The sequence below is a fragment of the Aneurinibacillus sp. XH2 genome, assembly GCF_001439585.2.
Lineage (GTDB): Bacteria > Bacillota > Bacilli > Aneurinibacillales > Aneurinibacillaceae > Aneurinibacillus > Aneurinibacillus thermoaerophilus.
Genome location: NZ_CP014140.1, coordinates 2173958 through 2198090 on the forward strand (window position 1 = coordinate 2173958; position 24133 = coordinate 2198090).

28 protein-coding genes and 2 pseudogenes are annotated in these 24133 nt (G+C 44.8%); 10 read left to right on the top strand and 20 right to left on the bottom strand.

Features of this window, described 5'->3' with window-relative positions; translation table 11 throughout:
• Window positions 1–52: 52 nt before the first annotated feature.
• The 5 genes from ACH33_RS10735 to ACH33_RS10755 all read right to left on the bottom strand — a co-directional run bounded on the left by ACH33_RS10735 (window position 53) and on the right by ACH33_RS10755 (window position 6036).
• On the bottom strand, window positions 53–973 hold the full coding sequence (locus ACH33_RS10735) for an ROK family protein (protein WP_236781862.1): 921 nt from the start codon (window positions 971–973) through the stop codon (window positions 53–55).
• A 307-nt stretch (window positions 974–1280) separates the two neighbouring features.
• Window positions 1281–2699, bottom strand: coding sequence for a phosphomannomutase/phosphoglucomutase (locus ACH33_RS10740; RefSeq protein ID WP_057899014.1), 1419 nt, complete (start codon window positions 2697–2699; stop codon window positions 1281–1283).
• Entirely contained in the window at window positions 2683–3801 is a 1119-nt protein-coding gene (locus ACH33_RS10745) for a hypothetical protein (protein WP_057899015.1), read from the bottom strand. Before ACH33_RS10745 ends, ACH33_RS10740 begins: the two co-directional genes overlap by 17 nt.
• A complete protein-coding gene (locus tag ACH33_RS10750; RefSeq protein ID WP_057899016.1) occupies window positions 3782–4996 on the bottom strand; it encodes a glycosyltransferase family 4 protein in 1215 nt (404 codons plus the stop codon). Before ACH33_RS10750 ends, ACH33_RS10745 begins: the two co-directional genes overlap by 20 nt.
• Window positions 4993–6036 carry a nucleotidyltransferase family protein gene (locus ACH33_RS10755; protein WP_057899017.1) on the bottom strand — a complete coding sequence of 348 codons (1044 nt, stop codon included), beginning with the start codon at window positions 6034–6036 and terminating at the stop codon, window positions 4993–4995. The genes ACH33_RS10750 and ACH33_RS10755 overlap by 4 nt, the downstream gene beginning before the upstream one ends.
• A 640-nt stretch (window positions 6037–6676) precedes the next feature.
• Between ACH33_RS10755 and ACH33_RS10760 the strand changes: the two genes are divergently transcribed.
• Window positions 6677–7663 carry a type I phosphomannose isomerase catalytic subunit gene (locus ACH33_RS10760; RefSeq protein WP_057899018.1) on the top strand — a complete coding sequence of 329 codons (987 nt, stop codon included), beginning with the start codon at window positions 6677–6679 and terminating at the stop codon, window positions 7661–7663.
• A 167-nt stretch (window positions 7664–7830) separates the two neighbouring features.
• Window positions 7831–8790, top strand: a complete 960-nt coding sequence (locus ACH33_RS10765; RefSeq protein WP_062731156.1) for an MBL fold metallo-hydrolase — start codon at window positions 7831–7833, stop codon at window positions 8788–8790.
• A 69-nt stretch (window positions 8791–8859) separates the two neighbouring features.
• Here ACH33_RS10765 and ACH33_RS10770 read toward each other — a convergent pair whose 3' ends face one another.
• Together ACH33_RS10770 and ACH33_RS10775 are read right to left on the bottom strand one after the other, a co-directional pair.
• On the bottom strand, window positions 8860–9117 hold the full coding sequence (locus ACH33_RS10770; RefSeq protein ID WP_057899020.1) for a GlsB/YeaQ/YmgE family stress response membrane protein: 258 nt from the start codon (window positions 9115–9117) through the stop codon (window positions 8860–8862).
• Between the two features lie 145 nt (window positions 9118–9262).
• Window positions 9263–10042: an alpha/beta hydrolase family protein gene (locus ACH33_RS10775; protein WP_057899021.1), complete on the bottom strand. Its 780-nt coding sequence runs from the start codon at window positions 10040–10042 to the stop codon at window positions 9263–9265.
• 59 nt (window positions 10043–10101) lie between these two features.
• Between ACH33_RS10775 and ACH33_RS10780 the strand changes: the two genes are divergently transcribed.
• A complete protein-coding gene (locus ACH33_RS10780) occupies window positions 10102–11022 on the top strand; it encodes a LysM peptidoglycan-binding domain-containing protein (protein ID WP_057899022.1) in 921 nt (306 codons plus the stop codon).
• A 335-nt stretch (window positions 11023–11357) separates the two neighbouring features.
• Here ACH33_RS10780 and rarD read toward each other — a convergent pair whose 3' ends face one another.
• Window positions 11358–12314: an EamA family transporter RarD gene (rarD, locus tag ACH33_RS10785; RefSeq protein WP_057899023.1), complete on the bottom strand. Its 957-nt coding sequence runs from the start codon at window positions 12312–12314 to the stop codon at window positions 11358–11360.
• A gap of 340 nt (window positions 12315–12654) precedes the next feature.
• On the opposite strand from rarD, the gene ACH33_RS10790 reads away from it, so the two are divergent.
• The gene (locus ACH33_RS10790; RefSeq protein WP_057899024.1) at window positions 12655–13011 is read left to right on the top strand and encodes a group I truncated hemoglobin; all 357 of its coding nucleotides are present in this window, start codon (window positions 12655–12657) and stop codon (window positions 13009–13011) included.
• 91 nt (window positions 13012–13102) lie between these two features.
• Here ACH33_RS10790 and ACH33_RS10795 read toward each other — a convergent pair whose 3' ends face one another.
• Window positions 13103–13348: a hypothetical protein gene (locus ACH33_RS10795; protein ID WP_057899025.1), complete on the bottom strand. Its 246-nt coding sequence runs from the start codon at window positions 13346–13348 to the stop codon at window positions 13103–13105.
• A gap of 107 nt (window positions 13349–13455) precedes the next feature.
• On the opposite strand from ACH33_RS10795, the gene ACH33_RS10800 reads away from it, so the two are divergent.
• Complete coding sequence (locus ACH33_RS10800; RefSeq protein WP_057899026.1) at window positions 13456–13650, top strand: hypothetical protein; 195 nt, start codon at window positions 13456–13458, stop codon at window positions 13648–13650.
• 354 nt (window positions 13651–14004) lie between these two features.
• Here ACH33_RS10800 and ACH33_RS10805 read toward each other — a convergent pair whose 3' ends face one another.
• From ACH33_RS10805 to ACH33_RS10825, 9 genes and pseudogenes are all read right to left on the bottom strand, one after another.
• Window positions 14005–14583 carry an OmpA family protein gene (locus ACH33_RS10805; protein ID WP_057899027.1) on the bottom strand — a complete coding sequence of 193 codons (579 nt, stop codon included), beginning with the start codon at window positions 14581–14583 and terminating at the stop codon, window positions 14005–14007.
• 229 nt (window positions 14584–14812) lie between these two features.
• Window positions 14813–15432: pseudogene (locus tag ACH33_RS10810) on the bottom strand (recombinase RecT); the annotation flags it as partial.
• Between the two features lie 146 nt (window positions 15433–15578).
• Window positions 15579–15776, bottom strand: coding sequence for a hypothetical protein (locus tag ACH33_RS10815; protein WP_057899028.1), 198 nt, complete (start codon window positions 15774–15776; stop codon window positions 15579–15581).
• A 343-nt stretch (window positions 15777–16119) separates the two neighbouring features.
• Window positions 16120–16431, bottom strand: coding sequence for a hypothetical protein (locus tag ACH33_RS10820; RefSeq protein ID WP_057899029.1), 312 nt, complete (start codon window positions 16429–16431; stop codon window positions 16120–16122).
• A gap of 12 nt (window positions 16432–16443) precedes the next feature.
• Window positions 16444–16569 (bottom strand): hypothetical protein, encoded by a 126-nt coding sequence (locus ACH33_RS20365; RefSeq protein WP_257721568.1) that lies wholly within the window; start codon window positions 16567–16569, stop codon window positions 16444–16446.
• A gap of 43 nt (window positions 16570–16612) precedes the next feature.
• Entirely contained in the window at window positions 16613–16789 is a 177-nt protein-coding gene (locus ACH33_RS19305) for a hypothetical protein (protein WP_156424052.1), read from the bottom strand.
• Between the two features lie 55 nt (window positions 16790–16844).
• Window positions 16845–17018, bottom strand: coding sequence for a hypothetical protein (locus ACH33_RS19310; protein WP_156424053.1), 174 nt, complete (start codon window positions 17016–17018; stop codon window positions 16845–16847).
• A gap of 69 nt (window positions 17019–17087) precedes the next feature.
• Window positions 17088–17234, bottom strand: coding sequence for a hypothetical protein (locus ACH33_RS19315; protein WP_156424054.1), 147 nt, complete (start codon window positions 17232–17234; stop codon window positions 17088–17090).
• Between the two features lie 4 nt (window positions 17235–17238).
• Window positions 17239–17445 (bottom strand): helix-turn-helix domain-containing protein, encoded by a 207-nt coding sequence (locus ACH33_RS10825; protein WP_057899030.1) that lies wholly within the window; start codon window positions 17443–17445, stop codon window positions 17239–17241.
• Window positions 17446–17586: 141 nt separating this feature from the next.
• On the opposite strand from ACH33_RS10825, the gene ACH33_RS19320 reads away from it, so the two are divergent.
• The 4 genes and pseudogenes from ACH33_RS19320 to ACH33_RS10845 form a co-directional block, all read left to right on the top strand.
• Entirely contained in the window at window positions 17587–17886 is a 300-nt protein-coding gene (locus ACH33_RS19320) for a helix-turn-helix domain-containing protein (protein ID WP_091259901.1), read from the top strand.
• Window positions 17887–17892: 6 nt separating this feature from the next.
• The gene (locus tag ACH33_RS19325) at window positions 17893–18150 is read left to right on the top strand and encodes a hypothetical protein (protein ID WP_057899031.1); all 258 of its coding nucleotides are present in this window, start codon (window positions 17893–17895) and stop codon (window positions 18148–18150) included.
• Window positions 18151–19045: 895 nt separating this feature from the next.
• Window positions 19046–20515, top strand: coding sequence for a recombinase family protein (locus ACH33_RS10840; RefSeq protein WP_057899032.1), 1470 nt, complete (start codon window positions 19046–19048; stop codon window positions 20513–20515).
• A gap of 80 nt (window positions 20516–20595) precedes the next feature.
• Window positions 20596–21027, top strand: a pseudogene (locus ACH33_RS10845) (glycosyl hydrolase family 18 protein); the annotation flags it as partial.
• A gap of 83 nt (window positions 21028–21110) precedes the next feature.
• Here ACH33_RS10845 and ACH33_RS10850 read toward each other — a convergent pair.
• Window positions 21111–22235 (bottom strand): phosphodiester glycosidase family protein, encoded by a 1125-nt coding sequence (locus ACH33_RS10850; protein WP_057899034.1) that lies wholly within the window; start codon window positions 22233–22235, stop codon window positions 21111–21113.
• Between the two features lie 296 nt (window positions 22236–22531).
• Here ACH33_RS10850 and ACH33_RS10855 point away from each other — a divergent pair, with 296 nt between their 5' ends.
• Complete coding sequence (locus tag ACH33_RS10855; protein ID WP_057899035.1) at window positions 22532–23185, top strand: phosphatase PAP2 family protein; 654 nt, start codon at window positions 22532–22534, stop codon at window positions 23183–23185.
• Between the two features lie 63 nt (window positions 23186–23248).
• Here ACH33_RS10855 and ACH33_RS10860 read toward each other — a convergent pair whose 3' ends face one another.
• Complete coding sequence (locus tag ACH33_RS10860) at window positions 23249–24124, bottom strand: YitT family protein (protein ID WP_057899036.1); 876 nt, start codon at window positions 24122–24124, stop codon at window positions 23249–23251.
• Window positions 24125–24133 lie beyond the last annotated feature (9 nt).

Consider the following 24133-nt stretch of genomic DNA (forward strand, 5'->3'; position numbering starts at 1 on the left):
GCACGCCGACCCACCTACTTTCGCGAAAAAATGACGGAGCCTTCCTCATTTTTCAAAGTTTACATGTATCAAAGCGGCTGCGCCGATCATTCCCGCATCTTTTTTCAACAGCGCTGGAACGATCGGAGTATTGCGTGCCGCCGGGTTTAGCGTATGGTTTCTCACATACTTTCGAACCGCTGCAAATAGAGGATCGCACTTCCGCTACACCGCCGCCGATCACGATCCTCTCCAGATCAAACAAATTAATTAAAGCGACGCATCCCATGCCAATATATGTAAATGTTTCCTCGATTAGAGGTACGATCCGAGGTTCGTTCTTTCGGTAAAGGGCAAACACCTCTTTTGTCGTAAGCTTCGTTCCCATCACCTCGGACGCGCGCCTGGCAATCGCTGTTCCTGATGCAACCCACTCAAAGCAGCCTTTCTGTCCGCAAGCGCATCTTCCCTGTGCCGGATCAATCACGATATGGCCGACCTCGCCCGCATTCCCGCGATAGCCGGAAACCAATTTTTTATCGATAACTACACCGGCCCCAATTCCGGTGCTAATGGTCAAATAGATAAAATGCTCGCACCCTTGGGCATTACCTGCCCAATTTTCGGCAAGAGCGGCACAATTTGCGTCATTCTGAAGCAGGACCGGAACCGAATTTTTTCGCTTTAGTTCTTCAACTACGCAAAAATCGTCCCAAGACGGCAAATTCACCGGGCAAATCAACTTACCCTGTTTTGCGTCTAAAGGTCCCGGGGCACCGATGCCAATTCCTGCAACTTGTTCCATTGTTATTCCCTTCTTATCAAGCAGGCGTAAAATGTGTTCTGCAATTTGTGCAACCATTTCCGTCGCAAGGATCGATACATTCGTTGGAATTATCGTCGATGCGGCAACACAGCCCTTGGCATCGATGATTCCAATCGCCACTTTCGTTCCTCCGATATCTACTCCAACAGCGAAAGGTTTCACTTTCACCTCCATACCCCCTTGTACCAAAGTTCCAATTCTAGAAATCTCACGACCCGAAAGCCGAAAACGCTGATATAAATAAAAAATATGTACATTTATTCTATACATAGCATTAAACATAGCGATCCCAAGCTTGGAATCCACCATCTCATAATATAAATATAAATATCAAGTGCCGTTAAAATAAATCAATCCTTCCGCCTATCCAACAAAATCAACTTGGCCTGCTAACAAAAAAGGAGTCCTCCCTTAAAGCTCACAGGATTTATCAAAAGGTAGGACTCCTTTTTCATGTTTGATCAGTTTATGCCTGTCACCAAGAAATAAAAAGGTCAGAACATGCCGCATGAAGCGCCTTTTCCATTTTTTTCTTGATCCGCTTCAAACCCTGTTCTGATTCGGCTTCCGCTCGCAACACCAAAATCGGTTGAGTGTTGGAACTTCGTATCAATCCCCAGCCGTCTCCGAATAAAACCCTTACTCCGTCGACATCAATAATATCATGCTTCCCGCTGAAATGCCGTTTGACCTGCTCCAGTACCGGCTGCTTTTGCCCTTCCTCACATGGGACTCTCGTTTCAGGGGTAGAAAAATATTGGGGCACATCCGAAAATAAATCAGACAAACGACGCTCGCTGTGCGACAGAATGCGTAACAATCTTCCCGCCGCATAAAGTGCGTCGTCAAAACCGTAGTACTCGTCACGGAAAAACAAGTGTCCCGACATTTCTCCGGTAAAAGGCGTGTTGATTCTTTTCATCGTCGCTTTAATATGGGAGTGTCCCGTCCGGTGAAAGACCGGCTTCCCTCCCAACCGCTCGATCTCCTCAACCAGCCCCTGGGAACATTTAACTTCCACCAGCGCTTCGCATCCAGGATACTTCGGCAAAATTTCACGCCAAAACAAAATCATGAGCTGATCGCCCCATAATATGTGTCCTTTCTCATCCACCACTCCAAGGCGGTCACCATCGCCGTCAAAAGCGATACCGAGATCCGCCTGTTCTTCCTTTACTTTAGAAATTAAATCCTGCAAATTTTTCGGGTCGACCGGATCGGGATGATGATTCGGAAAGCTCGGGTCAGATTCACAATATAACGGTATGACGTCGCATCCCCAAGCCTTTAACGCCTTCGGCACAAAAGGCGACGGGGTTCCGTTTCCACAGTCAGCAACCACTTTCAATTTTCTCGGCCCCAGCTTGATTTTTTCCCGCAGCATATGCAAATAAGGGGTTTCAATATCGCGTGGTTTCAACAAATTCTTATCCCAATCAAATGAATCCGGTATCGCTTCCGAAGCGTTAAGCTCCTTCATCACCGTCTTCAATTGTTGAATGGCACTTCCGTAAATGGTAGTCTTATCCATCGCAATTTTAAATCCGTTTTCGTCCCCCGGATTATGACTTGCGGTGATAATTACCCCGCACGATATATTAAAATGTTCCAACGCGTAGTAAAACATCGGGGTCGTCACTTCACCAACATCAATCACTTCGCAACCTGACCGATGAAGCCCACTAATTAAAGCACGATGCAATTCCGGTGAAGACGTTCGGTTATCCCTTGCAACTACGGCCTGACTTACTCCTCTTTTTTTCACTTTGTCGCCAAAAGCTCTGCCTAACAGATACGCGAACCGCTGATCAATATCCGCTCCCGCTTTTCCTCTTATGTCATATTCCCTAAAAACGTGAGCGGGCATCACAGCATTCTCAGACACAACAGACATTTGCCTCAACCTCCAATTTCAAAATGGAATAGTTGGCCTCCGTTAGCAAGTACGCGATCGTCGATTCAGCACCTTGATTTCCATTGATTCCTTTCGGTGTTAAACCGTCATGGCAGCTACCTTCCTGGAAATTAACCAGCGGCGTTTGCCAGTCATTATTTCCGTAAAACCAAGAACGGCATTTGTTAAGCACTTCCCAATATATAAGATCTCCCAGTACCCGATACGCCTGCGCTGAGGCCAGCGCCAATTTCATCACTTCGATCGGCTGTTGATCCCACTTGCTTCTCGTCTCTTCCGTACACCAGCCCCTGTTCCCAATGGGTCTGATCCACCCCTGAGGCGCGGTCATTTTCTCAATCAAAAAATCAAGGCTTTCTTTGGCAATCTGGCGTGTTTCCTGTTTTTCCGTGACGTTATAAGCATGAAGCATCGCCCACGGAAAAGCACCATTACTGTAGGTCATCACCGGTTCAAACCAATGCCATCCAGCCCGGGCGTGACAGCGATAAAGTTCCGTTAATTTATTTTCAAAAAGTCTTACACGGGAGCGTAAAACGGATTCCATTCCCGCCCCCCAGCGCTCCAGCGTTTCCTTAATTTTGGTGAGATTACCTGCCAGTAAGCTGCATGCTGCGAGCGCATAAGCCCATCCACGGGGATAAGCCATCTGGGCGCATGGTTCCATTCCTTTATCGAATATCTGTTCAGCTGCAAGCAAGCGCTCTTGATCATGCCTTAATTTGACGATCGTAATCGCACTTGCCCAAAGTGCTCGCCCAAGACAATCGTCGGAAGGACGTTCTGGTTCCGGTGTCCGATCATATGCGAAGTTATTATGAAAATGGCCGTCCTCACGCTGTGCCCATAACAGGAAAGCCAGGTACCGGTCAATAAGATGAAAAAGCTTTTCTTTTTGCGACTCGTTGGGGATTAACGAATAATAATGAAGCCACTCGAGACAAACCCACAACGCCCTCGCATTATCGTCGGTTGTATACCCCTCTTTGCGCCGGGGAATCATTCCTAAGCTATGCTCCAACAGCCCCGTGTCATCCGTCATCCGTTCCAGATGGCGAAAACTAACTGTATAAGGATACAATTTCTTTCACCTCTCTTTGCCCTTCTCCCCGAGGTGAAAGCGTCTGAGCCGTTTGCGCGACCCGGGCAAAAAGGCGGGCGTATTCCGCTCCCACATGCGGCCAGTGCATCGTTCGCCCGATTTGCTCCATCCTTTTTTCCCATTGTCTTAATTCGTCTGGATTGGAAAGAAGCCGGATCAGTTTTTGCGCCCAGGCGGTGTAATCTTTGTACGGAACCAACAATTCTTCATAACCTCGTAACAGGTCTTGCGCATACGTGTAAGGAGTTGTCACTACAGGTCGTCCCAATCCTACGGCATAGGCGAGCGTTCCGCTCGTAATCTGCTGCATTCCCGGATAAGGAGTGACATAGAGATCGCATGCCGTTATATACTTCACCAAGTCCTCTTCCGCTACATACCGATCGATCATCAGCACGTGTTGCTCTAACCCTTTTTCGCGGATCAGTTCCTGCAACTCTTGCCGATACGATTCGCCTTCCCGTTTCTTTACCTCAGGATGTGTTTGACCAACAATGACATACAGTATATCAGGCACCACTTTTACAACCATTGATAATGTGTGCAGGAGCATTTCAATTCCTTTTCCCCTGCTTAGAAGTCCGAACGTAAGCAAAACCTTTCGGCCTGTCCATTGCAGTTGCTCCCTGAACTGCTCCCTTTTTTCGGGTTCCGGAACCGGAGTGCCATGTGGAATAAAAACAATTTTGTCTTCCGGTATCGAAAAAGCGTCCACTAAATATGGAATCGCCTTTCGATTCATTACGACAATACGGTCGCTTCTTTGCGCGATCACTTGTTGAATGGAACGATAGGGTTCTTCCGGCTTTTGAAAAACCGTATGAAAAGTAGTAACGAGCGGCTTCTTTACGTTTTCAATAAATTCAAGAATATACTCGCCCGCATGACCGCCGAAAATACCGAATTCATGCTGCAGCGAGACGAGCGAAACATGACTGTTGTTAATTTTTCTGGCCATTTTGGTATACGCTTCTTTTTTATCACGCAACAAAGGCCAAAGAGCTGGATCAGGCTCTTGGTACATCGATTGTTCCTTAGATCCGATCATAACGATAACCGGATCTAACCCTTTCCATCCTTTTGCCGCCTTCACGTTTTGCCTTAGATGGTGGGTATACGTTGCCAGACCGCATCTTTTTGGAATATACGTACTTACATAGGCTATACCGTTCATCCTTGTAATCCACCTGCCCATCGATTCATTACGGCCTCATAAAGAATATGCTTGGAACCTAACTCCAGGTCGTAGCCAAAAATGCAGTTCTTCAACTGTGTAGCATTGTGAACCCTGCATCTGTTCCACATAATCGTTTCCGAGCAGCGGACGTTTTGCCCGATTTCACAGTGGTCCCCTATGACCGCATAAGGCCCGATCACGCTGCGATCACCAATTTTCACACGATTTCCAATAAGCACCGGCGGAACAAACAACACCCCTGACCCAATTTTCGTATTTTCACCGATCCAGATGCCATTTTCTTCTTCCTTTCCTCCCAAAGGAAGCCTGAACTTTCGCTCCAATAGGTCCCAGTGAACCTTACGGTAGCGTTCTTTCGTTCCCATATCGAGCCAATAACCATCAATGACTTTACCGTAGACTCTCATTCCCTTTTCGATCAATAGCGGAAACGTCTCTCTTTCGATCGATACCTCTTCCCCTTTCGGAATCCACTCCAACACCGTTTTTTCCATTACATAAATACCAGCATTGATGCGGTTGGAAGGAGCCTCTTCTTTACTCGGTTTCTCCACAAAACGGACAATTTGCCCAAACGGATCCTGCTCGACCACGCCGTACTGCGAAGGATCTTTAACCTCAGTCAATCCGATCGTGACCGCTCCTCCGTGCTCCAGATGAAAATCCAGCAAAGGCTGGATAGCCACTTGATGAACAATATCGGCATTCACAACAAGGAAACGATCATCCAAAAACTCCTGTGCATTTTTGATCGCGCCCGCCGTACCAAGCAACGTTTCTTCGACTGCGTATTGAATGCGCACACCTAATGAAGTTCCGTCACCTAAATAATCACGAATCATCTCTGGATAGTGCTTCACCGCGATCACAAAATCAGCAATTCCTTCGCTCTTCAAATGCAGTATGAGATGCTCTAACCACGGCCGATTTCCGATCAGCGCCATCGGTTTCGGCAAATTCTCCGTCAACGGTCTTAGACGCGTTCCCAATCCGCCAGCCAACAGCAATGCTTTCATCTACATCATCTCCTACATAATGTTATAAAGTTTAAAAATAGCAGAAAATGCAAGAAGAAAGACTTTACATGGAAGCTGGTTCATCTGATAAATTTAGCAACAATGGGAATCTAACAATAAAGTATGTACGTTCAAACGAGAACAAAGAGAAAACCTTACCACTGTTTATGAAATTTTCTCTCACGCAACTTATTAGCACTCATATAAAACGGCTGCTAACAATAATATAAAAATCATTCGTATTCTTTACAACGGCGATCAATGTTAATGTTTGACTATTTTCTGTCGATTCCTTGCAAAATCATTTATTTTTTTCTTGAAATATAAATTTTTTTCTTGTTTACGCCTGCTTAGTTTTCCATTGAATACGATTCATTTTTTTTGCATGTCAGCAAGAGAAAAAAGAAACAAATCCATTTTTTTTGCAAAAAATAAGCCTTATTTGTGCTTCATTTTCTTTTTTCGTTGTTGAATTGATTGAATAAACATACTAGATATAAAAATATAAATACCTTTCCTCTCCTAAATTCCAATACATGGTAGGAAAAACCGCCTTAATGCTCGCATTAGGCTGTTTTGCTTCATCTTTCTAATCCTGACTGTTGAATTTTTCAAAAATCCATCGGTAGGGTGATGAAACATGAAGGCATATCCTGTCAAGTTCTTTCCTATTCCACAAGAACGAATTTGGGGTGGAAACCAATTAAAAGAGTGGTTTGATGTACGCACTTCAAAGCCTATTGGGGAATACTGGGTGTTATCCAGTCATCCCAATGCAATGAGCGTTGTCATGAACGGACCTCTTTCCGGAAAAACACTCGTTCAATTAACGGAAGAATTTCCCCAGGACTATTTAGGCCATTCTCCACAGGATCGTTTTCCCCTGCTTATTAAATTCATTGAGGCCCGTGAAGATTTATCCGTCCAAATCCATCCGAACGATTGCTACGCGAAGGAAGTCGAAAGTGACTTTGGAAAAACCGAGGCATGGTACATCCTGGAACATAAACCGAATGCGAAAATCGTGTACGGTCATACGTTCAAGAATAAGGAAGAATATCTACGGGCTATTGCAGAGAAACAAGTTCCCTATTTTTTGCAAACGAAAGAGATTACAAAAGACGAGCTGATTTTCGTCCCTGCGCAAACTCTTCATGCTTTACTATCCGGAACCATTTTGATCGAAATTCAACAAACGTCTGATATTACATATCGTGTATACGATTGGGAGCGCGTGGACAAAAACGGAAAAAGCCGAGAGCTACATATTGATAAAGCGGCAGATGTGATGATTTACGATAACTCCAATCCGCTGGCAACACAATCGAACCAGGAGCGCTTTTTTATCTCGAAGACATCTACTATGAAACATGAACATCTACTGACATGCCCTTATTTTTCGATCGAGAAACTTTTGATTAAAAATGGGGGATGTGACCTATCACTCGGAAAAAAAGGGAATCCAGACATACTGATCGTGGCGGAAGGAAGCGGTGTGCTCGAAACCGATACGAACAGCGAGAATTTGGAACTAAGACGCGGCGACACGATTTTGATTCCGAGTACGTGTAACGGCTATCACATCCACACAAAGGAACAATTATCTCTTCTCAGAACATTCTATTAAGTTATCCACGGCTACCATCTTCGTATCCTCATTATTTACCTTCGCGCACCACGACCACTTCCAGGCCGAATGTCGCTGTGGTGATCATTTCAACTTTGCTTATATACAAGCTCTTTATGTTATAATAAAGTAAATTTAGAAAAATCAAAATGATAGGAGATATGGTAGTGAAAACAAATCATATTGTAAATCTCGGTGACAATATATACCAGATTGAACTTGTGGATCGCATGCAGCAAGGTCGTTCAACCGGCTACTTTATTGACAGCGAGCAAAAAACGGTCGTAGAAATGGGCGCAAGCGTTTCCGTTCCACGTGTGCTCGCCGCGCTTGAAGAGCTGGGTGTGGCCCCCGCACAAATTACATACGTTATCGTAACGCATATTCATCTTGACCATGCGGGAGGAGCCGGACTATTGCTCGAAAAACTGCCAAACGCCAAGCTGGTGGTTCACCCGCGCGGCGCGAAACATATGATGAACCCTGCGAAATTAATTGCAGGCGCGAAACAAGTGTATGGCGACGATTTTGACCGCCTGTTTACCCCGATCATACCTATTGCAAAAGAGCGAATGATGATCGCGGAAGACGGAATGGAGCTTGCCATCGACGATAATCGTACGCTCGTATTTTATGACAGTCCGGGGCATGCATACCACCATTTTGTAGTGTACGATCCGGTAAGTAAAGGATTGTTCAGCGGTGACGCCATCGGCATCAGCTTTCCTTGGTTAAAAGAAACATTCGGTGTTGACTTCTATACGCCAAGCTCGTCGCCCACACAATTTGACCCGGAAGCAATGAGCGCCACGTTGCGCCGCTTCGCCAACCTGGATGTAGAACAAATATATATGACTCATTATGGCCGTCATGCGGACGCGCAACGCATCATTGCGGAAAATATCGAACGGACAAATATGTATGCCCGCATCGCCGAAGAGGCATATGCGGAACATGCGACCTGGGAGCATGTGGCTGAGCGTTTACGCCGCTACTTCCATAACGAATTAGTCAAAATGGGCGTACCGGAAAACGATCCAATTCTAAAAACATTCGAGTTCGATATCCAGATGAACGCAAAAGGTATGTTCCATTATATGGAGACCAAAGTACGCTCCCAAAAGTAAGCAGATGAGAAAAGCCCGCATCCAAATTTTCGGATGCAGGCTCTTTTGTTTTTCTCTTGGCGCAGCTGTTTATTTCGTAGCGCGACCCATGCTGCGCAAAATAAAGCTAACTACAAACGCCACGATAATTGCGCCGATAACCGCCGGAATGATCGCAAACCCGCCAATAACCGGCCCCCAGTTACCAAACAGCGCTGAACCAATCCAGGCGCCGACAAAACCCGCGATAATGTTACCGATAACTCCCCCCGGGATGTCACGTCCGGCAATTAGGCTTGCCAACCAGCCGATAATCCCGCCTACAATCAAAGACCAGAGAAATGCCATATGTGTGTCCTCCTTTTTCCTATAGCTTTCTACCGTGGTATCGTTAGTATTCACCTAGATCTTAAAATCGTAACATACATATAGTGGAAAACATATTATTTCTAAATCTCAAAAATTTTATCATTTTTTTCATTCGGTAATCCCTTCATGGGACCGACAATACGTCTTTCAGCCAATGGCATGCCTCACTGATCGTTCCATAATGAGCTGCCTTTGGAAAGTGGTGCCCATACTGCGGATAATACCAAGCCGTAAACGGCTTGCCGAGGCGCTCAAGCCGTTCTATCATGTAGCGCGCATGACGGGGACTTACCTGTTCGTCTTTTCCTCCCTGAATAAAAAGGACAGGACATGTGATGTCTTCAGCCCGGTACAGCGCTGAACGTTCCATATAGGCGCGCGCGTCCTTAACCGGATGACCGACCACTCGTCTGAGCATCCGGCGTAAATCTGCGCGCTCTTCGTATGTAAGATGCAAATCGACCACCCCTCCCCAGGAAACGACGGCACGCACAAAGTTCATCTCCGCCGCGGCGAGAAACGCGCCCATCGCGCCCCGGGAAAAACCGATAACCGCGAGGCGCTTTTTGTCCACCCACGACAAATGTGCAAGCAAATCAAACGCGCCATACACATCCTCGCGGTCCGCGCCGCCGAATTCATCATGTCCTTCCCCGCCCTCATTCCCGCGATAAGAAGGGGCGCATACGACAAAGCCGCAAGCTGCCATATGCTCAATCCATGTGATTTGTACCATACCGACCCGGCGAATTCCTCCACGACAGTATACAAGCCCCGGATATATGTCAGGCGCCTTTGGGCGGGCTAAATATCCGGCCACAACCGCATCACCCGACTTGTACAGAATGTGGTAGACGCTTACATCGGGCAAGGACGAAGGCAGAGCGATGCGGGAAATCAACATAAAAATCCCTCCTTCTGCTAAAAAATGGCGCCAAATAGGCTGTTGCCGAATAATATATCATGAAAAAAATAAGGAGTGGATGCTTTCTGGATATTTATGTTGTAAAACCAGGCGACTCGCTCTGGTCTATCGGCCAAGCATACGGCGTCGATCCGGCGGAAATTGCGCTCGTTAATGAGTGGAGAACACCAGATCGTCTCGTCGTCGGCCAGACGCTTGTCATTCCAACCAGGGTCAGACGACATACGGTTAGGCCCGGCGACTCGCTCTGGTCCATCGCCAACCGCTATGGGGTCAGCGTAGACGCGCTGCTGACGCTCAATCCGCTGCCGCCGCCCTACGTTCTCACGCCTGGTCAAGTGTTGCTTATCCCTTCCGTAAGCAAAAAATACGGAACAATCGGAACAAATGGCTACATTGAGCCGCGTGCTCCGAACCGTGACGTCCCGATTGTCCGGCAAACAGCGCCGCACCTTACATATCTGTCCGTTTTTAGCTATCATGTAAGGTCCGACGCTTCGCTGGAGCCGATAAACGACACGTCCGTAATCCAAGCTGCGCTGCAAAATAATGTGGCGCCGATGATGGTCATTACGAACTTTGCAGAGGGAAACTTCAGAGCAGAGATTACAAGCGCCATTTTTACCAATCGCACACTGGAAAACCGCCTATTTAACAACGTGCTGCGGGTCGCGAAGGAAAAAGGCTACCGCGCCATCAACGTGAACTTCGAACGGATTTATCCAGAGCAACGAAATTTATACAATGCGTTTCTAGAACGCCTGACCGCGTTTATGCATAACAACGGCCTGCTCGTGTCCACCGCGCTCGCCCCGAAATCGTCCGATCTCAAAACAGGCGAATGGCATGGTGCACATGATTACGCCGCCCACGGCCGCATCGTCGATTTCGTGATCATTATGACATATGAATGGGGATGGAGTGGAGGCCCACTCCGTCGCATAAGCATTCATAAATAAAAAATGGAACGATCTTACGTCCACATCCTATACCACCCTACATAAATTTTACGCTTATTTCTCCTTTTCTCCATCTCCTTCCTCCCTCCGCTCCTCTTGCTTCGCAGCGGCGACGCGCTGCGGCAATCCGGTCCGTAGCAAAAATTCAAAAAACTCCCATACCGCCTACTCGCCGAGTACACTTTTTTCATCTTTTATCCACATTATACCGCTCCCTCCCTGCTTTACTGTATGCGAGCACAAAGAGGGGACGGCCTTTTTCTTATGTGAAGTAATGAAAAGATTTTGCTCATTATTTGTAAAAAATAAACGCGCGAAAAAACACTTTCACATCATTAGTGAAAGTGTTTTTTTTCGCGCAATTGCCCGGAATACGAACCCGGCTTTCGATAGCGGGAAAGCGGGGACAACACATTCGTGTACGACAAGGAATACAACAGAAGCGCGCTCCAAATCAGCGAAAAACTGACCAAATGAACAAAAGTAAAAGCTTCTTTAAACACAAACACCCCAATTAACAAGCTAATCGTAGGCGATACATATTGAATAAAGCCGATCGTTGACAGCGGCACGACACGCGCACCCTTGGCAAACCAAAGCAGCGGCAGCGCCGTCACAACGCCCGTGCCAACCAACATCAGCAGCGTAAGGCTGGAACCATATCCAAGCGCTCCGCTTCCCCGCGTTTCCAGCAACAGAATATACATAAGCGCAAGCGGAGCCATAAAGGCGGTTTCAAGGACTAGACCAACCAGCGCCTCCGTCTGCGCCTTTTTCTTCACAAGGCCATACAGCGCAAAGGTAGTCGCCAGCGCGACAGCAATCCATGGAATTCTGCCGTGCTGCACCGTCAAAATCGCCACACCAACGCTCGCGAGCGCCAGCGCAGTTATCTGCCATCCTGTCAGGCGTTCGCGCAGCACCAGCACACCGAGCACCACATTAAGCAACGGATTAATATAATATCCCAGACTTGCTTCAACTACATGCCCGTTGTTAACCCCCCATATATAAACAAACCAGTTCGCGCTAATTAAAACGGAACTGAAAAAAGCAAACAGAAGGTTATTTCTGTTCTTAAACGCAGTTGCAAATACATTCCAGCGCCGATAGAAAAACAAAAGAAAGACGACAAATACGAAAGACCAGAAAATTCGATGCGCCAAAATCTCAAAAGCAGGAATATCATCAAGATACTTCCAATAAAGCGGCAACAATCCCCACACAACATATGCAATAACGATGTAGGCGACACCGGCCGCTTTTTCTCTCTCTTCTTCCTCATGTTTCATTATATTCCCCCTCCCTGTATTTTATTTCATTCCTCCTGGTACAATCTTATCTTTTCATTATAGAACAATAAAGTAAAAATTTACAAATAGAAATATAAAGGCCGTTTGCAACTTCATCAGGTATGGCTCCTATGTGGAGGATGTTGGTACTTACTTGATATTCTTACAGTTACGCATAGGAAAGAAATTATGTATCCCATAACTTTGCATATGTAAACATGAAAAAAGTTAAATTCAGATAAGTCGTTTTTCTTCAAATTGAAATTCTCGATTCAGTGAATGATTCAGACCGTTTCGTGAAAATATATATATTGACTGTTTTATCCAAAGGGAGGTTCATATGAGCACATTATACGAAAGGCTTGGCGGCGAAGAGACAATTGCTAAAGTGGTGGACTACTTCTATGATTTAGTTTTAGCAGATGATACCGTGAACCATTTTTTCAAAAACACGGACATGGAAAAGCAGCGCCGACATCAAACGAAGTTTATTAGCTTCGCATTAGGCGGACCCAATCAATACACTGGTGGGTCTATGGCAAAGGTGCACGAAGGAATGAATATACAGCCTGCTCACTTCGATGCTATCGTTAGACATCTTCGTGATGCTCTTGCACATTTTGGTGTTGATGAAGATGATATAGCCCAAGCATTAGAAAAGGTGGAAACCTTACGAGAAGATATTATATATAAATAGTATCTCATTCTTTTATAAATACAAAGCCCTACCACCCAATAAAGGGTAGTAGGGTATTTTCGCAAACATTTCGAGAAAATGCTCGATATGGTCAGCTATTCACGGTCTTCCTACCTGACGCCTTCCTCACCTCGTCAGCCAGCTCACCAAGCTCTTTCATATCCTTACGCAGCGCCTCTGCTGCTCTGTGGTACTCGTCCAGCTTCTGCTGACACTTGTCCGGCTTCGCGTTTTCTTCTTGCCACATTTTCTGATATTGCTTCATTTGTTCATCCTTCTCTTTCCATTCTGCTTGGATGAGGGCGATGATTTTGTCTGCTTTCGCTACGGGAATCATGTATGGATGATGATACGGACTGGTTTCTCCTGCGCTATCTGGCTGAATACCGTACGCGCTAGCTTTTTCCTCACTCCTTATCGAAGAATGTAGCAGGAGGTGATACTTTGGCTACGTATATCGTGAATGTCTACAAGAGAGAGGTTCATGTCAGCGCAAATATTACATCCAAGTGCAACATCGAGAAAATGCGAGACAATCACCACGTTGATACGGACGTGGACGATTGGTCAGTAGGATATAATCCTTTTAAACGCTGTCCGTATTGCTACATAGAAACGAATATCGCGCAGGAAGCATAGGGGTGGCAGCCCCTCTTTTTTATGCGTTTTATCTCTAAGATAAAACAAAAAGCACCGGAATTATCCGATGCCTTTTCGCAATTATGCACATTTATTCTTCATGTTGTTTTAGAAATTAAATTCCTACAGGTAGAATAACCAGTTTGTATTTTTCGCTATCCTTTACTCTTTCTAATTTTGCAAACCCTCTATTCTCAAGATATTTATACGATAACAACTCTGCCCCGGCAGCTACATTGACTGTAGCAGTTTTTTCCCTATATATAATGATAATTCCTTTTTAAATACTCGAAATTATGTAGTGATTTATTATCAGGCTTTAAGCTGTATATATGCTTACCGTAATTTATTTTGTTACATTTTAGGCTCAATAACAATTTCAACACGTCGATTTTTTTGCCGGTTTTCTTCAGTATCATTAGGCGCAATGGGTTGGCTTTCGCCATACCCTTTTGTTCTTATATGAAGGTTCTCTTCTTCATAGGTTTCCTTTAAATAATTGCTAACCTCTTTTGCCCTTCGTTCAGAAAGTGATTTATTATATGCCTCCTCACCTATGTTATCAGTATGCCCATTTATTTCTATTTTTGCTCCTTCGTACTTTTTAAAAACTTCACCTATCTCATTTAATACAACTTTTGCTGATGGCTTTAATTCACTCTTATCAAAGTCAAAGAGAACGGTATCAGGAATTCGAATTTTAATTTGTTTATTATCAGATGTTACAGAGAGATCAGGTGCCTTTAATTTTGGTACATCAAACTTAGGGGCTTCTAGTTTAGGAACTTCTAGTTTAGGGGCTTCTAGTTTAGGAGCTTCTAGTTTAGGAGCATTTATTTCTGGTACAGATGTTTGTTGCTCCTTTTCCGCACATGCAGAAAGCAACAAAAAAGAAAGTAAAAATAAAAACATTACATTTTTATGGTTTAACACTTTTTACTCCTCCCTTTGCTAATAGAAGTTTCCTTAATAATAACAAATAAAAGATAAAAAGTTACTTTTTATTCCTTTTTTATCTAATGTGTTACTATTGGCCATTTAATTTAATATGGTTTTTAGTAATACGGATAAGGTTCCAAAATAAAATCGATACAACTTACACACCTCCATATGTTTTCTACCAAAGAAAAAAGCGTAACTATTGGCTACGCTTTTTTGGTTATTAGATTAAGACTCCACCTACTGTCATCCCTTCGACTTCTATCATGTCGGCATGTGACTCGCTAGTAACGTCCTTTAGCTCACGCTCATCCTTATCTTCTACAACAGCCTTCTGCATTTCGACAGATAAGATGCCCCACTTAGACAAAAGGGATTTAAGCACAGTTTTCATGGCCATAGCATCCCAATCGTTTTTCCACCCAAAATCCGATTTACTGAATCTTTTCCTATGCTTTTCAACCTGTTCTTTCGTCCAGTAGACGGTTTTTCTAAATCCGTTTAACAGTTCGAAATAAGCTGCATATCCGATTACGACATCCGAGGCTCGTGATTCAAAATCAATGTCGATTTCTTCAGTAAGAGGATTCCACTTTTTAAGTTCACCTTCGTAGAGGGAGTCACATTGATATACCGATATTGAGCAGACCGCAAGGCCAATTGAATGTATCCTTTGTACCCCAGATGAAATTGTGCTTTGTTTCCGTAAGGGATAATCCAGGCATACCCTAAATTTTTGTCAATCGGCAAATCCAATGTAGCAGCAACGATTGCAGAAGAAACAATGCTCATCGATTCGCATTTTTGCAATGATGTTTCACTGTTATATAAATTGATAATGGATGTGATGTATTATGGTTTTCCATTCGGCGACGAGTATTTGCTTGCATCGTTTTGCCTCCTATTTGATTTTCAAAGAGCGTTCGTGATAAGATTTAAGTAACCGATTATCAAAGTGATTATGACCTGTTGCCGCAGGTCATTTTTGATTACCCTGCAACCTTTTGGATTGCAAAATCAGCAATGTACTCCCTGATGCAATCGCGTCTGTCATGCAACAAACCTTCATCTGTCCCCCAAACCAGTTCTTCTTCATAGACTCCACCGCCGCAAGTGATGCATTCACCAACGACTCGCGCTTCTTTTGGGTCTGGAAGACCTTGAGAAAACCTGTCTAAGTTCGTCATATTCTAACCCCCTTTCGTGCCAGCGCCCCTACCCCTACACTGGCGTTGCAGCCCTTTAGCTGCGCCTATGTAGTTCTTGTTGTGGTGGCCCCCTGTCGAACTTACACCGACTGTAGGCTTGTCCTATGGGCTAAAAAGTCAGGGCATCGCCCTGTAAGATAGTAAAGGTTGGAAGGCAAAGGGCTTATGTCTTTACTTCATAGCTCATCCCTCCTTTCGGAAGTGCTGTAGGAGCCAGGCAGAGAGAAAAGATGTGGTTAAGAGGTGGAATTCCCGGCCCCTACAGCAAGCCCGAGCTTGCCGTACACACGAACGTGTGTTATGATTTTTGTGACCATTTCTGCTAAGCTGTTTGAGTGTTCCCGCACTCGGCAGCTTTTTTCATGTAATAAAGTGACAAATCATGATAGCGCCGCAGATTCAATTTGTGATATGACCATGCTGCTAGATATCCTTTCTCTTCCCCTGCTGCTTTATATGCCTCAGCCAACTTCAAGAACTCATCAGCTTCTTTCTTGGCTTCTTGCATTTCTAGTTTGATTCGATTCAGTTCCAGACGATGTTGATAGGCTTCGTTTTGTTCGGCATCCATCAAGCTCATATCGTAGTCAGCCGTCCGTTCTAGCACTTCCTGTATACGTATATTCCAGCTCATCGCAACACCCTCCTAACTTCCTGCCCCCATTCTTCTACCGTCTCCATTTGTGCTATTAAGCGTCCGTGGCGCCACTCCGATTTCTTCAGATGCAACCTCGATGCTAAGTCCGGCGCAATTTCTACACTCTCGGTACATGGCTCCCCCCCCCTTTCGATAGGATAATAAAAGTAGAAGCCAACTATCTCCTTTCACCACCTTTCACCCGCCGGGCGTTTCCCAGTAGTCGATGAGCAGCTTCGATCAGTCGTGCCAGCTCTTGTTGCTTTTGCTCCGGCGTGCGCTGTGCAAAAACCCGATCGATGCCGCGACTGATTTCTTCGCTTTCTTTGCGAAGTTCTTCGGCTTGGTGGTTCATGCACTGACCTCCTTTCCTTCGTTTAAAGGCTTGTCCCGAAGAAAAATTCCGGGATTCACCCGGTAGTAGGCGTAGTGGGCTTGGACTTCTCTTGCTGTTTGGCTCTTTCTTCTGCTTCAGCTGCCAATACACGCTCGGGGATACCCGAGTTTGCAAGATAGTCAAAGTACTGCTTAAAAAGTTCTTCTGGAGGTGTGTTGAAAATGATGATCGTCTTGGATTGCTTCATATCCTCCCCTCCCTTCTTGCTTAAAGATATGGTGTAGGACAACGAGGACTGCCCTGTGATTTAAACTTATTAATTTGTAAGATTTTCCTCTCTCCCTGTCGAATTATGGTATTCGGAAGAACTAGGATTTTGGCAAGTTTGAGTTCTTCCGATAGCGGCTTCCAACTTCTCAACTCGAGCTTCCAGCTCAGCGAGACGTTGCTCAGTCGTTTTCAAGGTTTCACCTCCTTAGGCTGTTTGTTTCATCATCCAGCAGTTCGGCGACCATTATGCCGAGAGCTTTGGCGATGCGTCTTAAAACTGGTATTGACGGAATGGTTTTACCAGTTTCAATTTCACTCAGGTATGCTTGAGCGATTCCAGCTTTATCAGCAAGTTCATTTTGAGTCATGTCTTTGCTGTTTCTCACCATTCTGACTTTCTTCATCGCTGTCAGCCTCTTTTCACTTTCTATTATATCGTTTTCAGCGATATAAAAAGAAAAAAGATAGTTATTTACGATATTTTTTATTCAGTTTTTCTGTTTTTATATAGTTGTCAGCTATATAATGATAGGTGGGTGATTATTTTGGATATTGGACAAAGAGTTAAAGACTTACGAACTTTAAAAGGTATGAAGGTAGTTGAACTTGCAAAAAAAGCTCATATTTCACAACCTTATTTAAGCGATATAGAAAAAGGCAGAACCACACCATCTATTGATAAGCTGACATCAATTTGCGAAGCACTGGATGTAACGTTGGGGGAATTTTTTGGATATACCCCCAACCTGCCCCCCGACCTCCTGCAACTCATCGAGACTGCCAAGAAACTCACACCAAAGGAACGGAAAGCGTTAACCACATTTCTACAAACTTTGAAAGGATGATCTCTTATGGATGAAACAAAAGTTTTACTGAACAAAATTATCGAACGTTTGGACGTACAAAGCGCCACGCTCGAACAACTTAAGATGGATGTAGCGCACATACAAGGTGATGTAACAGAACTAAAAGAGACACTACAAAAACACGATGATTTACTTGCTCGCCTTATTGAAGGGCAAGAACGCCAAGATAAAATCCTTGAATCGCTTGCTCTTCGCTCCCTGGAACAAGAAACCGAACTGCGCGAACTCAAGCGTATCAAGTAGCTATCATCTATTTGGTGACTTCCTTCCCTAGTTCAGCAAGATGCTGCTCGATGTTCATGCTCTCACCTTCTTTCAGGCTGATTTAGAGTTGTTTTTATTACCTTTTGGTAATGAAAATGTATAAGAAAATGCCTGTTCAAAGGTTATATTTTCACAATTTCTTAGGACACAGACAATAAACTTGCTACCAGGATTATGCTTACCATTAAGTATGCGATTTACGGTACGATGCGCTCCCCCGATTACTGTTGCAAAATCACTCTCTGATAACTCTTTTTCAGCAAGGTATTTTCTAAAAAACTCAATATTCGCCTTGATAATTTAGAAAAACAGAATAATTAACAGCTAGAATTGATGGCGACTTCCCTTGCTTTTTATTAAGAAGTCGTTTTTATTTACACCTTTGGGATGGAAAAATAAAACATTTCTGGCGGGGTTTACATATGGGGATTGAACATCAGGTGAATTGGTTGTTTGGATATTAAAGAACATTCTTTGGATAGGTGGATTCGGAGCAGCTATATATGGTGCATATCTTTGGTATCGGAATAAACAAAAAGGAATCAAATCTATAATTCCGTTACATTTGATTATATGGGGCTCATTATTGGCCGCTTCCTAGCCCATATTTAAAGATTTTTGGTTAGCACTATTCTCATTTACATTATTACTATTTCTATGGTCTATTCTTATGACGTGTTTTCATATGTTCAAAAAGAATCCAGCATAGAAGTTCAAAACGGCGGATCTGTTGAAATGTTTGATAATGAAGGGGAATCAGCCGAAGTTATTGCCGGGGGATAAGCCACCCTCAGGCTCTCTTTTTCGTCATAAAATAGAACATATATTCCTGTTATTAGCAAGTTTATCCACAATATTCACAGGAGGGATAGCATTGCGTACAGCGCTATATATAAGGGTCTCGACAGATGAACAAGCCAAAGAAGGATTCTCAATACCGGCTCAGAAGGAACGGCTGACTCAATACGTTCAATCACAGAACTGGGACATATTCGACCATTACATCGAAGAAGGTGTATCAGCAAAGGACACAAACCGCCCGGAGCTGCAACGCATGATGAGGGATATCAGGAACAAGAAAGTGGATATCGTTCTTGTCTACCGACTTGATCGTCTTACCCGATCTGTACTCGATCTCTATAAGCTGCTTCAGGAATTTGAAAAATATGAGGTAAAGTTTAAGTCAGCCACCGAGGTATACGATACAACAAGTGCCATAGGACGTTTATTTTTGACTCTTGTAGCTGCGTTAGCCCAATGGGAAAGAGAGAACCTGGCCGAGAGAGTGCGCTTCGGTATGGAGCAAATGGTGCGCCAAGAACGTCGTCCTGGTGGCCCTCCCCCATTTGGATTTGAACTGGTTGACCAAAAGCTTGTTATAAACGAAAAAGAAGCTTCTGTTGTGCGCTTTATCTATGACCGTTACCTGCAAGGGGCTGGTATGGCTTCCATTGCTGTAGAATGCAATCAACTAGGCTATCGAACAAAAAAAGGAAATGAGTTCAAACGCACAGCAATTTTTGATATTTTAAACAACCCTGCCTATTACGGCGCTCTGCGGTGGAATTACAAAGAATACGGAAATGGTGCTAAACTAAATGCTCCCGAAGACTGGATTTTACTTGAAGGGGTCTATCCGGCTATCATCGAAAAAGAAACATTCGAACATGCCCAGCTCATCATGCAACGAAAACGCCCGATGCATCCCCGTCAGATTGCCTCAACGTATGTTTTCTCCGGGCTTCTCCGCTGCGCTCGATGTGGAAGCTCTATGGTAGGTCATACGATTCGTAAAAAAAGTGGATATACGATTCGGCAATATTTATGTCAGAACGTAAAGTTCAAAAAATGCGACTGTCCCGCTCTAACCGACTACCTTGTTGAAGAGGCATTTGCAGAGAAGTTAGATGAAATCACCGACTCCTATTCGACTGTTGCCAAAACAACTCGAAAATCATCACACAAAAAAGAACGCTCCGAACATGATCGGCTAGAAGCTGAATTAAAGAAAATGAATGAACGACGTAAGCGACTACAAATTGCATTCTCTGAAGGATTAATCGAAATTGAAGAATTACGTGAGAGGATCGGGGAGCTACGCGAGCAAGAATCCAACATCAAGAAGAAATTTGAATCCTACACCGTTCAAAAAAAGTCACTATCTCAGGAAGAATTGATTGAGATTATTACGAACACCAGGCGCTTATGGCCATATGCCAGTCCAGAAGAGAAAAAGCATATGGTATACTTACTTGTGAAGCGAATGGTTGTAGACTTACCCGATGAACAGCGCAAAAACCGCAAGAATAAGAAAGTACAGATTGTGCAACTGGAATTTAACTGAACAGTCAAGAAGCCCCCACTTCAAGCGATAACTAAGTGGTGGATAGTTCACCTAACACAGAGCTAGAAATGCCTATGTTATGGAGCAGAGGCCCGCCACTTCCCGTTTCACCGATTGGCGAAGTTGAAAAAGTACTCCGGTTTGCCGTATCGCAAATTCCACCGAAAAAAATTATGATGGGCGTGAATTTATATGGCTACGACTGGACGCTACCGTATATGCCAGGAGGGGGCTGGGCGCGCAGTGTTAGCCCGCAACAAGCGCTAGAAATCGCACTCGCGAACAACGCCGCCATTCAGTATGACCAAAAAGCGCAAGCTCCATTCTTCCGTTACCGTGATACCCGCGGCAGAAACCATATCGTCTGGTTCGAAGACGCGCGCAGCATACAAGCACGCTATAAACTTGTAAGCCGCTTCGGCCTGCGCGGCGTCAGCTATTGGGTGCTCGGCAACGAATTCCCGCAAAACTGGCTGGTGCTCGAAGATATGTTTGTGATTAGAAAGTTGTAAAGACCTTCATAAGAAAAACTCGCGGGCCAATCCCTCGCGAGTTTTTCAGTGCCTATATCATAATTGCTTTCCAACCTTTTATCTTACGAATACTTTTCTTTTCGCGCTTGATAAGCCACGCTTCCGCCATTCTCAAGCACGGGGTTAGATACAATAAACGCGTTCGGCATCGGCTTTTCTCCAACCATGCCGGAAGGGTTAGTAATAATTTTCCCCCGATAATACATACTGGACGAGGAACCGCCATCCAAATTCACCGCGTTAACGGCACCGCGTTTCAGGAGTTCTTCTTGCACATCCTTCAATGTTGCACCAAAGCTGTGAATCGCCCGCCCATCAATGACGAGGAACATGACAGTGCCGTCCGCTTTCTGCGCGATTGCTGTGCGGGGCGCCACTCCCCAGCCACCATCGCCTTCCGTAATCATCGGTTTTCCGTTTACAATCAGGCGCGGCAGAAAACTCACCGCTTCCTGCACGCCCAGCTTTTTCATCTCATCATACGTGTAACGACCGCTAATCAGCACGCCATCTTTTGTAAATCCAACAATGTCGTGTTTTGCTTTTTCATCACCAATCACTTTCTTACCTTTGCTCACCACGATGCCAAGCGGGTGCATAATTCTCTCTACACCTTCAAACTCCGGCCCTGTCATATCTTCCATCCGATCCGTCAAAAAGAATCCGCCGCCATTGATCGCGGCCAGCGCGTTCTCGCGCGTCGCCATGTTGCTGACTTTCTCTCCTCCCGGACTATGGCTGGCTACAACATGAATATAGCGCGGATCTTTAATATACATAATTTTTCCAACATACGTCTCCCCCCGGATATCTTCCACATGGATAAGCGAAGAAGGCGTGATCCGGTGGGAAGGATTTGGGGAAGCTACCTTTACCAAACTCATGTCCTGCTTCACAAGATGGTTCGCTGCCGCCTGCCTACGAAAATTTTCCTTAATCTTCTCCACACCGCTTGATCCTACAAGCAGCCATGTATACTTTGTCTGTTTCGATGTATATACCGCTTCTGCGACAATCTCCCGTACTTTTGTGCCTTGCGGCGTAAAGTAAAACCATCCAAGCGCGAGAGAGAGAATCGCAAAGAATATCCATAACACCCATGCCACCGCACGAAGCCAGTGCCGCGTCGGCTTCTCATTCAAAGATAGTGGTGCTACTGTGGTCGCAGACATTTCGTTCTGGTTCATTTGCTCCATCCTTTTTGGAGTAGGAAATAACACGCTTCGTCTCCCTTTCTCTCTTTATATTCTGCCATGATTATACTGTCTGCCAATCTATATCTTATCTCATTTTCACGCAAAAACAAGCGCCCTAGGCTATATAATTTTGACTGAATTCTATTTTTTAAAGCGGATACGCTCTGTTCTAGAAGCAAAAGCTTGCATCGCATTCAAGCATCATATAAAATAACTACCATTAACAACAACGTTTTAGATATGTGTTATGTTTCATAAACCTTATTACCAAAATACAGGTGGTATATATGGAATCTATTCTTTCCCTTGACCAGCAGTTGTTCTACTGGATTAATGTCCGGTTGAATATTCCTTCGCTTGACTGGTTCATGATTTTCGCCACCCGCATCAGTGACAAAGGGCTCTTCTGGTTTCTTATTGTTCTCATTCTGTTGCTCAATCGCCGCCGTGTCGGCGGAATTCGTCCGGCAGCCACACTATTTACCGGAATTGGAATTGGCGGCGTAGTGGAAAACATTATAAAATTTATAGTCGCACGGCCCAGGCCACCGATGGCAGAGGAACATATCAATCATCTCATCCATTTGCCGGTTTCGTCTTCGTTTCCGTCCGGTCACGCAGTGTCCTCTTTTGTTTCGATGTATATCCTGTACCGGTTATTTCCGAAATCCATCGTCTGGACGCTACCGTGCGCAGTCATTATGTCCTATTCGCGGATATATGTTGGAGTGCATTATCCACTCGACATTATTGTAGGTGCCATTATCGGCATCGCTGTTGGCAAGCTTACAATGAAACTGCCGATTATGGCTATCGCCCATAAGCTTTTATCCCGGATCCCTGGCGCCCGTCGATACATTTTGTCAGCTGATGAAATAATACCCAAAAATATTCCGACCGAAACACCTTCCACCCTGGAACCAAGAGAAAAACAATTATAAAAAACAAAAAAGAGTGAAACCGTCGCGTCCGCTCTTTTTTGTCTGTCTTTCTGCTTTCTATGCCTACTGGTTTGGCGTCTGGATATGCCTGCGTGCAGGGGAGGGAAAGCTAAATCCTTCTCCCTGTACTTCTTTCGCCTCAAACGCAAGGATAAACGCGCGATTGTCTATCTTTTCAATGATCTGGCGCAATTTGTCCATCTCATACAACTGCACAACCACCAGCAATACTTCTCCTTCACGGCGCGAGTATCCGCCCATGGAATGCAACATGGTCACCCCGCGCACCAACTGTTTATGAATTTCTTGCGTAATCTCTTCCGGCTTATTCGAAATAATAATGACACTGCGCTGTTTCTGAAAGCCGGACAAAAGCAGATCGACCACACGCGCGCTGACGTATACAGCCACAACGGTCAACATCGCCCGCTCAACACCAACAACGACTCCGGAAATAGCAATAATCGTAAAATCAATGCCAAACAAAAATTTCCCTAAATCAATTCGCTTGAATTTATGCTGTAGGACGCGCGCAATAATATCGCCTCCGCCGGACGTACCGCCCACGCGGAAAATCAACCCAAGCCCAGTGCCCGCAATAATTCCCCCGTACAACGGTGCCAAAATCACATTCTGTAGCGGCGGCACCTGCCACGACGATGTCACATCAATTAAAATGGAGGTCATAAGCATCCCATATGCACTCCGCAGCAAAAAACCTTTGCCAAGCACAATGTACCCAAGAATGAAGATAGGAATATTGATTAAAATGATCAACAAACCAACAGGCGTATGAACTGTGTAGTGTAATAACAGGGAAATCCCCGTTACACCGCCCTGCGCCAGCTTGTTAGTAACAAAAAACAAATTTACTGCAATGGAATATAAAAAGCTTCCTAACGCGATAAATAAAAAAGAGCGAATACGCTGCCATACCATCTATGTCCA

Bases quoted from the DNA above. Each gene is read 5' to 3' on its own strand.
- ACH33_RS10740 (WP_057899014.1), bottom strand. From the start codon at position 2,699: ATGTCTGTTGTGTCTGAGAATGCTGTGATGCCCGCTCACGTTTTTAGG.
- ACH33_RS10850 (WP_057899034.1), bottom strand. From the start codon at position 22,235: ATGAACCAGAACGAAATGTCTGCGACCACAGTAGCACCACTATCTTTG.
- ACH33_RS10780 (WP_057899022.1), top strand. From the start codon at position 10,102: ATGAAAAAAATAAGGAGTGGATGCTTTCTGGATATTTATGTTGTAAAA.
- ACH33_RS10790 (WP_057899024.1), top strand. From the start codon at position 12,655: ATGAGCACATTATACGAAAGGCTTGGCGGCGAAGAGACAATTGCTAAA.
- ACH33_RS10860 (WP_057899036.1), bottom strand. From the start codon at position 24,124: ATGGTATGGCAGCGTATTCGCTCTTTTTTATTTATCGCGTTAGGAAGC.
- ACH33_RS10825 (WP_057899030.1), bottom strand. From the start codon at position 17,445: ATGAAGAAAGTCAGAATGGTGAGAAACAGCAAAGACATGACTCAAAAT.
- ACH33_RS10820 (WP_057899029.1), bottom strand. From the start codon at position 16,431: ATGAGCTGGAATATACGTATACAGGAAGTGCTAGAACGGACGGCTGAC.
- ACH33_RS19305 (WP_156424052.1), bottom strand. From the start codon at position 16,789: ATGAACCACCAAGCCGAAGAACTTCGCAAAGAAAGCGAAGAAATCAGT.
- ACH33_RS19325 (WP_057899031.1), top strand. From the start codon at position 17,893: ATGGATGAAACAAAAGTTTTACTGAACAAAATTATCGAACGTTTGGAC.
- ACH33_RS10760 (WP_057899018.1), top strand. From the start codon at position 6,677: ATGAAGGCATATCCTGTCAAGTTCTTTCCTATTCCACAAGAACGAATT.
- ACH33_RS10855 (WP_057899035.1), top strand. From the start codon at position 22,532: ATGGAATCTATTCTTTCCCTTGACCAGCAGTTGTTCTACTGGATTAAT.
- ACH33_RS10795 (WP_057899025.1), bottom strand. From the start codon at position 13,348: ATGATTCCCGTAGCGAAAGCAGACAAAATCATCGCCCTCATCCAAGCA.
- ACH33_RS10775 (WP_057899021.1), bottom strand. From the start codon at position 10,042: ATGTTGATTTCCCGCATCGCTCTGCCTTCGTCCTTGCCCGATGTAAGC.
- ACH33_RS10770 (WP_057899020.1), bottom strand. From the start codon at position 9,117: ATGGCATTTCTCTGGTCTTTGATTGTAGGCGGGATTATCGGCTGGTTG.
- ACH33_RS19310 (WP_156424053.1), bottom strand. From the start codon at position 17,018: ATGAAGCAATCCAAGACGATCATCATTTTCAACACACCTCCAGAAGAA.
- rarD (WP_057899023.1), bottom strand. From the start codon at position 12,314: ATGAAACATGAGGAAGAAGAGAGAGAAAAAGCGGCCGGTGTCGCCTAC.
- ACH33_RS20365 (WP_257721568.1), bottom strand. From the start codon at position 16,569: ATGTACCGAGAGTGTAGAAATTGCGCCGGACTTAGCATCGAGGTTGCA.
- ACH33_RS10815 (WP_057899028.1), bottom strand. From the start codon at position 15,776: ATGACGAACTTAGACAGGTTTTCTCAAGGTCTTCCAGACCCAAAAGAA.
- ACH33_RS10750 (WP_057899016.1), bottom strand. From the start codon at position 4,996: ATGAACGGTATAGCCTATGTAAGTACGTATATTCCAAAAAGATGCGGT.
- ACH33_RS10755 (WP_057899017.1), bottom strand. From the start codon at position 6,036: ATGAAAGCATTGCTGTTGGCTGGCGGATTGGGAACGCGTCTAAGACCG.